The organism is Sphingomonas sp. CCH9-F2, from assembly GCF_001556735.1.
In the GTDB taxonomy this organism is placed as follows: domain Bacteria; phylum Pseudomonadota; class Alphaproteobacteria; order Sphingomonadales; family Sphingomonadaceae; genus Sphingomonas; species Sphingomonas ginsenosidimutans.
The window spans coordinates 1-7,794 of sequence record NZ_LSJO01000233.1 but is presented as its reverse complement, the minus strand read 5'-3'; the positions used below and the strand labels follow the sequence as shown (position 1 = coordinate 7,794).

The following is a 7,794-nucleotide window of genomic DNA, read 5'->3' as shown; positions in this document are numbered from 1 at the left end:
CCCCGCCGCCGCACGAGGCGAGCATCGCCGCCAGCGCCACCAGTCCCACCACCCGACGCCGACCGCTACGCATCACCCGTACCCCCTGAAACTGCCCTACGTTATAGCGGGCACCGGCGCGCGTCATCAGGTGTTTCGCGTGCCGTCACGGGCTGCCGCCCTCGGCAGCCCGACACGACCGGGAAGGAGAGCGAATGCGTCGTTTTGCGCTTGTGATGCTGGCCGCCGCGCCGCTGGCCGCCTGCGGGGGCAGCGGGTCCGCGCCGGCCAATACCGCCGAGCCGGCGAATGCCGGCGACACGATCGCGCGAATCGCCGCGATGAACGAAGGGGAGCGCAACGCCGTCCTGTTCCGCGCGATTCGCGACGCCGGGCGCGAATGCCAGGGCGTGGAACGGTCGACGGCCGTGCCCGCGGTGGCGGGGAAGCCCGCCTGGGTGGCGACGTGCGACAATGATTCGCACTGGCTGGTCGCGATCGGCAATGACGGCATCGCCGCCGTCGCGCCCGTGGCCGGCAGCCCGGCGCCCGCCGCCAGCTAGTTTGCGGCGATCAACGCCAGCGTCGCCGCGTCGGGCGCGCCGAACAGGTGGCGCAGCGTCGCCGCCACGATCGGCGGCGCGCCCGCGGCATCGAACAGCGTCAGCGACGACCGCAGCTTCATCGCGTCGACCGCGCCCAGCATCGCCTCGGCCGACCGGTCGGGGTGCCCGGCGATCGCGGTGACGCATTCGATATAGCGCGACCCCAGCAGCGGATGCGCCAGATAGGCGCGCGCCTCGGCCAGGTCGGCGATGGCGTAATGGCGCGCGGTCGTGCTGCGCCCCAGTCCGGCGATCTGCGGGAAGACGTACCACATCCAGTGGTGCCGCTTTGCCCCCGCGCGCAGTTCGGCCAGCGCGATGGCGTAATCGGGCGACTGGGCGGCGACGAACCGGTCAAGCTCCATGGCGGCACAACGCACGGACGCGGCCGGCGTGCCGGTCAGATGCCGAACACGCTCGCCGCATCGACGTAGAGCAGCAGCCCGGTGGTGGAGAAAGCGGCGGCGAACAGCATCACGGTGCGATACGGATCGGGGTGGCGGCGCATGGCGAGACGGCTCCGGGCGGTCAGGCGATCGGTGCGAGCGGGACGGCGGCGCCGACCAGCAGCGTGGCGACGGCGATGGCGGCGGACAGCGAAGCGGCGATACGGCGCAGGTCGGCGGAACGGTACATGGCAAGTCTCCGATAGTGGCCGACCGGCTGATCCGGCCATGCCACCGCTTCAGCATCGATCGTGCCAGAAATGGAAAATCCACGCGTTACAAGGAATTGGCTATTTCTGCCGCCGCGGGCCGGCGGATTACGCCACCTGCCGTTCGCACGTTTCGCCAACATGTGGTGCGGTGATCGTGCGGGCGCGGCCCTGGTCCTTGGCGCGATACAGCGCGGCGTCGGCACGCAGCATCAGCGCGGCGCGCCCCTCGCCCGGACAGCCTTCGGCAACCCCGGCGGAGAAGGACACCGTGCCGACCAGCTCGCCCGTCTCGCGCACGCGCAGCCGGCGCCCGGTGATCGCCTGGCGCGCGCTTTCGATCCGCTCGGCGGCCTCGTCCAGCCCGATTCGGTCGAACAGCAGCGCGAATTCCTCGCCGCCATAGCGCGCGACCAGGCAGCCGCATTCGCTGGCCAGCGTATGCGCCACCGCGCGGATCACGCGGTCACCCACCGCATGGCCGAAATTGTCGTTGATCCGCTTGAAATGGTCGATGTCGCAGATCGCGACCGCGATCGGCCGGTCGCGATCCAGCCCGGCGAAGGCTTCGTCGAACGCGCGCCGGTTGGGAAGCTCCGTCAACGGGTCGGTCCGCGCCGATCCGCGTGCCTCGTCCAGCGCGGCGCGCAGCTCCTCGGTTTCGCGGCGGGCGGCGTCCAGCCGCTCTTCGGCCTGGTGGACGCGCGCGATCATGTCGTTGGTCAGCCGCCCGATCTCCTCGGCGCTGGCGGCGGGGCCGACGTCGCGCATCTGCGCGGCGCTGCGGGCCAGGTCGCGGCCGAAATTGTTCGCCTCGGCATGCGCGATCGTGATCGTGTCGTCGAACCCGGCGATTTGCATCAGCACGCGTTCGATCATCGCCTGGTGCGTGGCGGGATCGGCGACCATCCGGTCGTCGTCGTCATTGTCCGCGCCGGCCGCGGCGGCGATGGGCGCGCCGGTCTTCGCCTGCCCGCCCAGCCGCACGATGTCCTGCGCGGTCAGCCGCACGCCGCCGTCGGTGATCTCCGCCACGCGCCGCGCCAGCAAGCCGTCGGCATTGGCCAGCACGGCATGGGCGAAGCTGTAATGCGCCGGATCGGGGCTCAGCCGGTTGGCGGTCAGGAACGCGCCGATCTTCGCGAACAGCCGATCCCCCGTCGATGCCTGCGCCGCGTGATCCGTCTTTCCTGCCACCATCGTCTCCCGGGCGCCGTTTCGGCGCTGCAATGATCGAACGGCCGGAACATAGGGGACAGGTGCTAATAGATCGTATGTGCGCCGAATTTACCGTCCGCGCAGCTTCTGCACCGCCGCCAGCGTCAGCGCGACATGCTCCGCCGGGTTCATGTCGGAATGGACGAACGCGATGCGCCCGTCGCGCCCGATGACATAGCTGGTGCGGGTGGTCGCATCGCGCCCCTTCACCTGCCGCCCCAGCGCGACGTCATAGCCCGCGATGACGCGCGGCCCGGCGCTGGCCACCGCGAACTTGCCCGCGCATTCGCTGGACGAGAATTTCTGGAGGTCGGCGACATCGTCCGCCGACATGCCGATGACGGTCGCGCCCGCCGCCTTGAACGCATCGACCTTCTCGGCGAAGGCGCGCGCCTCCGCGTTGCAGCCGGAGGTGAACGCCGCCGGGAAGAAGTACAGCACCACCGGCCCGCGGCGCAGCTGTTGCTTCAGGTTGATCGCCACCACCTTGCCGGCGATCGCGCCGCGGGTGCTGAAATCGGGCGCGACCGCCCCGGGGGCAAGCGCGGCGGCGGCCGGCGCGGCACCGAGCGAGAACGAGGCGGCAAAGGCGGCGGCCATCGCGGCGGCAGGCAGGAAGCGCATCGGGAATACTCCTTGACGTTGCCGACACCCTAGCGCGCGGCGGCGGGGCGCGATAGGCCGCCGGTCATGCCCGTGCGCCCCTCCGACATCGACCTCGCCCACCGCCTCGCCGATGCGGCGGGGGCGGTCATCCGCCCCTATTTCCGCCGCCCCGCCGGGCTGGAGATGAAGGCCGATCGCTCCCCCGTGACCCGCGCCGACCGCGAGGCGGAGGAGGCGATGCGCCGCATCCTCGACGCCGAACGCTCCGGCGACGGCATCGTGGGGGAGGAACATGGCGTGAAGGACGGCGTGACCGGGCGCCAGTGGGTGCTCGATCCGATCGACGGCACGCGCAGCTTCACCGCCGGGCGCGCGATCTTCGGCACGCTGATCGCGCTGGTGGAGGATGGCTGGCCGGTGCTGGGCGTCATCGACCAGCCGGTGCAGCGCGAACGCTGGCTGGGGGTGGCGGGGCGGCCCACCCTGTTCAACGGCGCGCCCGCCGCGACGCGCCCCTGCCCCGCGCTGGAGGGGGCGATCGTCGCCACCACCAGCCCGCATCTGTTCGACGACGGCGACGTGCCGCATTATCTGGCGCTGGTCGCTGCGGCCAGCGGCGGCGCGCCGCGGCAGGGTCCGGTCTATGGCGGCGACTGCTATAACTACGGCCTGCTCGCCAGCGGCTTTCTGGACATCGTCTGCGAATCGGGGCTGAAACTGTACGATTTCGCCGCGCTGGCACCAATCGTGGAGGGCGCGGGCGGGCGGATGTGCGACTGGAACGGCGATCCGCTGACCGCCGACAGCGCCGGTCACGTGCTGGCGATCGGCGATCCGGCGCGCACCGACGAGGTGCTGGAGGCGCTGCACGCCGCCGGGCACGATCACGATCACGATCACGAGCATGGGCATCATTGAGGTTTCCGCCATCTGCGCAATCGGGTAGCGCTGGCGGGGATGGCGACGATCAACAAATGCGACCTGGCGATCGTCGGCGGCGGCCTGTCGGGGGCGCTGATCGCGCTGGCGGTGGCGGCGCGCCACCCGCAATGCGACGTCCGCCTGATCGAGGGCGACGACACGATCGGCGGGCGCCACGTCTGGTCGTTCTTCGGCGCCGACGTGGGGGAGGCGGAACGCGCGCTACTGGCGCCGATCGTCGACCATGCCTGGCCGTCCTATGACGTGCGGTTCCCCGCCCATGCGCGCACGCTGGCGCAATCCTATTATTCGGTGCGGTCCGACCGGCTCGATGCGCATGTCCGCGCCGCGTTGCCGCGCCGCGCGATCATGACCGGGCGGCAGGTCGTGGCATGCAGCGCGACCGCGGTGATCTTGGCGGAGGGCGACCGGCTCAACGCCGGCGCGGTGATCGACGCGCGCGGCCCGGGCGACCTGTCGCTGCTCGACTGCGGGTGGCAGAAATTCGTCGGCCACGAACTGCCCGTCGCGGGCGGTCACGGCATCGAACGCCCGCTGGTGATGGACGCCACCGTCGTGCAGGACGACGGCTATCGCTTCGTTTATCTGTTGCCGTTCAGCGATGACCGGCTGCTGGTGGAGGATACCTATTACAGCGACACGCCCGCGCTCGACCGCGCGCTGCTGACGCGGCGCATCGGCGATTATGCCGCGGCGCGCGGCTGGCAGGTGGGCGAACCGCTGCATCGGGAACAAGGCGTGCTGCCGGTCGTCATGGGGGGGGATTTCGCGCGATACTGGCGATCGGGGGGTGCAAAGGTGGCCAAGGCGGGCGCGCGTGCGGCGCTGTTCCACCCGACCACCGGCTATTCGCTGCCCGATGCCGCGCGGCTCGCCACGCTGATCGCCGCGCAGCGTGACCTGTCGGGCGCGGCGCTGCACGATGTCACCCACGATCACGCGGCGCGCGCCTGGGCCGCGCGGCGCTTCTACCGGATGCTCGACCTCATGCTCTTCAAGGCCGCCGACCCCGATCAGCGCTATCGCGTGCTGGAACGCTTCTACCGCCTGTCGCCGTCGCTGGTGGCGCGCTTCTACGCCGCGCGATCGACCGCGTTCGACAAGCTGCGCGTGCTCAGCGGGCGCCCGCCGGTGCCGATCGGGCGCGCGATTACCGCGCTCGCGGGGGCCGCGGCATGACGCGCGCGGTGGTGGTGGGCGCCGGCTTCGGCGGGCTGGCGCTGGCGATCCGGCTGCAATCGGCCGGGGTCGAGACGACGATCCTCGAATCGCGCGACAAGCCCGGTGGGCGCGCCTATTATTGGGAACGCGACGGCTTCGTATTCGACGGCGGCCCGACGGTCATCACCGATCCGGCGTGCCTGGAGGAATTGTGGGCGCTGTCGGGCAACCGCATGGCCGACGACGTCGTGCTCGAACCGGTCCAGCCCTTCTACCGGCTGCACTGGCCCGACGGGTCGACGTTCGACTATACCAACGACGACACGCTGCTCCATGCCGAGATCGCGAAGCTCAACCCGGCCGACAATGCCGGCTATGCCAAATTCCTCGAATATTCCGCGGGCGTCTATCGCGAGGGCTATGAGAAGCTCGGGCACGTCGCCTTCCTAGACTTCGCCTCGATGATCAAGGCGGCGCCAGCGCTGATGAAATATCAGGCGTGGCGATCGGTCTATGCGATGGTGTCGACGTTCGTGCAGGACGAACGGCTGCGCCAGGCGCTGTCGTTCCACACCCTGCTGGTCGGCGGCAATCCGATGACCACCAGCGCGATCTACGCGCTGATCCACAAGCTGGAGCGCGACGGCGGCGTGTGGTTCGCGCGCGGCGGTACCAACCGGCTGGTCGCCGGGATGGTCGCGCTGTTCGAACGGCTGGGCGGCACGCTGCGCCTTGCCGATCCGGTCGCGCGGATCGAGACGCTGGGCGATCGCGTGACTGCGGTGGAGACGCAGGGCGGCTTCCGCGCGGAGGTCGACATGCTGGCCGCCAATGCCGACATCATGCACGTCTATCGCGATCTGTTGCCCGGTTCGGGCGCGGCGCGGCGCACCGCCGCCCGGCTGGAGCGCAAGCGGTTTTCCCCGTCGCTGTTCGTCGTCCATTTCGGCATCAAGGGGACGTGGCCGGGCATCCCGCACCACATGATCCTGTTCGGTCCGCGCTATAAGGGGCTGCTCGATGACATCTACGAACACGGGATGCTGAGCGAGGATTTCTCGCTCTACCTCCACCACCCGACCGTCACCGATCCGTCGCTGGCGCCGGAGGGGAATTCGACCTTCTACGCGCTCGCCCCCGTCCCGCACATGGGCAAGTACGCCGGCGACTGGGAAACGGTGCGCCCGATCCTGGAAAAGCGCATCCTGGACGAGGTCGGGCGGCGGCTGATCCCCGATATCCACGACCGCATCGTCACGAAGTTCAGCTACGCGCCGACCGATTTCGCGCAGGATCTCAACGCGCATCTCGGCAGCGCCTTCTCGCTGGAACCGATCCTGACGCAGAGCGCCTATTTCCGCGTCCACAACCGCGACGATTCGATCCACAACCTGTTCTTCACCGGCGCGGGCACGCACCCCGGCGCCGGCATCCCCGGCGTGGTCGGCAGCGCGAAGGCGACCGCGGCGCTGATGCTGGAACGGAGATAGGCCCCCCAGCTGGCGCGGGGATAGGTCAGCCCCTTCCCCTTTCCCCGCGTTGGCAGTAGCGCGGCGGCATGAAGCGTCTTGCCATCTATTGCGGCTCGGCCACGCCCGCCGACCCCTTCTACCTCGATCTTGCGCGGCAGGTCGGCGACACGCTGGCGCGGCGCGGGATCGGCGTCGTGTATGGCGGCGGACGGCTGGGGCTGATGGGCGCGATCGCCGATTCGGCGCTCGCCGCGGGGGGCGAGGTGATCGGCGTCATCCCGCAGGCGCTGGTCGATGCGGAGGTTGCGCACCGCGGCCTTACCGAACTCCACGTCGTCACGGGCATGCACCAGCGCAAGCAGGCGTTCACCGACCTGGCCGACGGGTTCGTCACGCTGCCCGGCGGCACCGGCACGATGGACGAATTGTGGGAGGCGCTCAGCTGGGCGCAGCTGGGCTATCACGCCGATCCGGTCGGGCTGCTCAACGCGCGCGGCTATTATGACGATATCGTGGCCTTCTGGCACAAGATGGGCGACGTCGGCTTCCTGCGCGCGCAGCATCGCGAGCTGCTGATCGTCGCCGATACGCTGGATGCGCTGCTTGGCCGGATGGCGGCGCATGTCCCGACCCAGCCGATCGTGCGCATGGCGGCGTCCGACCTGTGATGCCCGAGCGCGCGGCGCTGGTGGGGGCGGCGCGCGTGTCGATCGCGCGCGGCTCGAAAAGCTTCGCCGCCGCCTCCACCCTGTTCGCCGCCGCCGTGCGCGAGCGCGCGTGGCTGCTCTACGCCTGGTGCCGCGCGTGCGACGATCTGGTCGACGGGCAGGACCATGGCGGCGAACGGGTCGCGGTCACCGACGCGCAGCGCCGCGTCACGCGGGTCCGCGCGCTCAGCGTCGCGGCGCTCGCCGGCCAGCCGACCGGCGATCCGGCGTTCGACGCGCTGGGCGTCGTCGCCGCCGAAACGCGGATGCCGCCGCGTTACGTCCACGACCTGATCGACGGGTTCCAGCTCGACGCCGACGACTGGCGCCCGGCCGATGAGGACGACCTGTACCGTTATTGCTATCATGTCGCCGGCGCGGTCGGGTGCATGATGGCGATCGTCATGGGCGTGCCCCCGGAGGAAGAGGCGACGCTGGACCGCGCGTGC

Annotated in this window: 9 protein-coding genes; 6 read left to right on the top strand and 3 right to left on the bottom strand. The window is 70.4% G+C overall.

Annotated elements, in window-relative coordinates:
- Nucleotides 1–194 precede the first annotated feature (194 nt).
- Entirely contained in the window at nucleotides 195–542 is a 348-nt protein-coding gene (locus AX685_RS07015; RefSeq protein ID WP_066486912.1) for a hypothetical protein, read from the top strand.
- Here AX685_RS07015 and AX685_RS07010 read toward each other — a convergent pair.
- The 3 genes from AX685_RS07010 to AX685_RS07000 form a co-directional block, all read right to left on the bottom strand.
- Nucleotides 539–964 (bottom strand): DUF1810 domain-containing protein, encoded by a 426-nt coding sequence (locus AX685_RS07010; protein WP_443026254.1) that lies wholly within the window; start codon nucleotides 962–964, stop codon nucleotides 539–541. The genes AX685_RS07015 and AX685_RS07010 overlap by 4 nt on opposite strands.
- Nucleotides 965–1,347: 383 nt before the next feature.
- Nucleotides 1,348–2,436, bottom strand: coding sequence for a GGDEF domain-containing protein (locus tag AX685_RS07005; RefSeq protein ID WP_231738654.1), 1,089 nt, complete (start codon nucleotides 2,434–2,436; stop codon nucleotides 1,348–1,350).
- A gap of 90 nt (nucleotides 2,437–2,526) precedes the next feature.
- A complete protein-coding gene (locus AX685_RS07000) occupies nucleotides 2,527–3,081 on the bottom strand; it encodes a peroxiredoxin (RefSeq protein WP_066486907.1) in 555 nt (184 codons plus the stop codon).
- A gap of 66 nt (nucleotides 3,082–3,147) precedes the next feature.
- Here AX685_RS07000 and AX685_RS06995 point away from each other — a divergent pair, with 66 nt between their 5' ends.
- From AX685_RS06995 to AX685_RS06975, 5 genes are all read left to right on the top strand, one after another.
- Nucleotides 3,148–3,981 carry an inositol monophosphatase family protein gene (locus AX685_RS06995; RefSeq protein ID WP_066486904.1) on the top strand — a complete coding sequence of 278 codons (834 nt, stop codon included), beginning with the start codon at nucleotides 3,148–3,150 and terminating at the stop codon, nucleotides 3,979–3,981.
- Nucleotides 3,982–4,020: 39 nt separating this feature from the next.
- Nucleotides 4,021–5,184 carry a lycopene beta-cyclase CrtY gene (gene crtY / locus AX685_RS06990; protein ID WP_066486901.1) on the top strand — a complete coding sequence of 388 codons (1,164 nt, stop codon included), beginning with the start codon at nucleotides 4,021–4,023 and terminating at the stop codon, nucleotides 5,182–5,184.
- The gene (locus tag AX685_RS06985) at nucleotides 5,181–6,656 is read left to right on the top strand and encodes a phytoene desaturase (RefSeq protein ID WP_066486899.1); all 1,476 of its coding nucleotides are present in this window, start codon (nucleotides 5,181–5,183) and stop codon (nucleotides 6,654–6,656) included. Before crtY ends, AX685_RS06985 begins: the two co-directional genes overlap by 4 nt.
- 68 nt (nucleotides 6,657–6,724) lie before the next feature.
- Entirely contained in the window at nucleotides 6,725–7,306 is a 582-nt protein-coding gene (locus tag AX685_RS06980; protein WP_066486898.1) for a TIGR00730 family Rossman fold protein, read from the top strand.
- Nucleotides 7,306–7,794, top strand: a 489-nt coding sequence (locus AX685_RS06975) for a phytoene/squalene synthase family protein (RefSeq protein ID WP_197418516.1), incomplete at its 3' end; no start/stop codon positions are given. The genes AX685_RS06980 and AX685_RS06975, both read left to right, overlap by 1 nt.

Excerpts from the sequence above, each read along its gene's own strand:
- AX685_RS06995 (WP_066486904.1), top strand. The coding sequence starts at position 3,148 with ATGCCCGTGCGCCCCTCCGACATCGACCTCGCCCACCGCCTCGCCGAT.
- AX685_RS07000 (WP_066486907.1), bottom strand. The coding sequence starts at position 3,081 with ATGCGCTTCCTGCCTGCCGCCGCGATGGCCGCCGCCTTTGCCGCCTCG.
- AX685_RS06985 (WP_066486899.1), top strand. The coding sequence starts at position 5,181 with ATGACGCGCGCGGTGGTGGTGGGCGCCGGCTTCGGCGGGCTGGCGCTG.
- AX685_RS07015 (WP_066486912.1), top strand. The coding sequence starts at position 195 with ATGCGTCGTTTTGCGCTTGTGATGCTGGCCGCCGCGCCGCTGGCCGCC.
- crtY (WP_066486901.1), top strand. The coding sequence starts at position 4,021 with ATGGCGACGATCAACAAATGCGACCTGGCGATCGTCGGCGGCGGCCTG.
- AX685_RS06980 (WP_066486898.1), top strand. The coding sequence starts at position 6,725 with ATGAAGCGTCTTGCCATCTATTGCGGCTCGGCCACGCCCGCCGACCCC.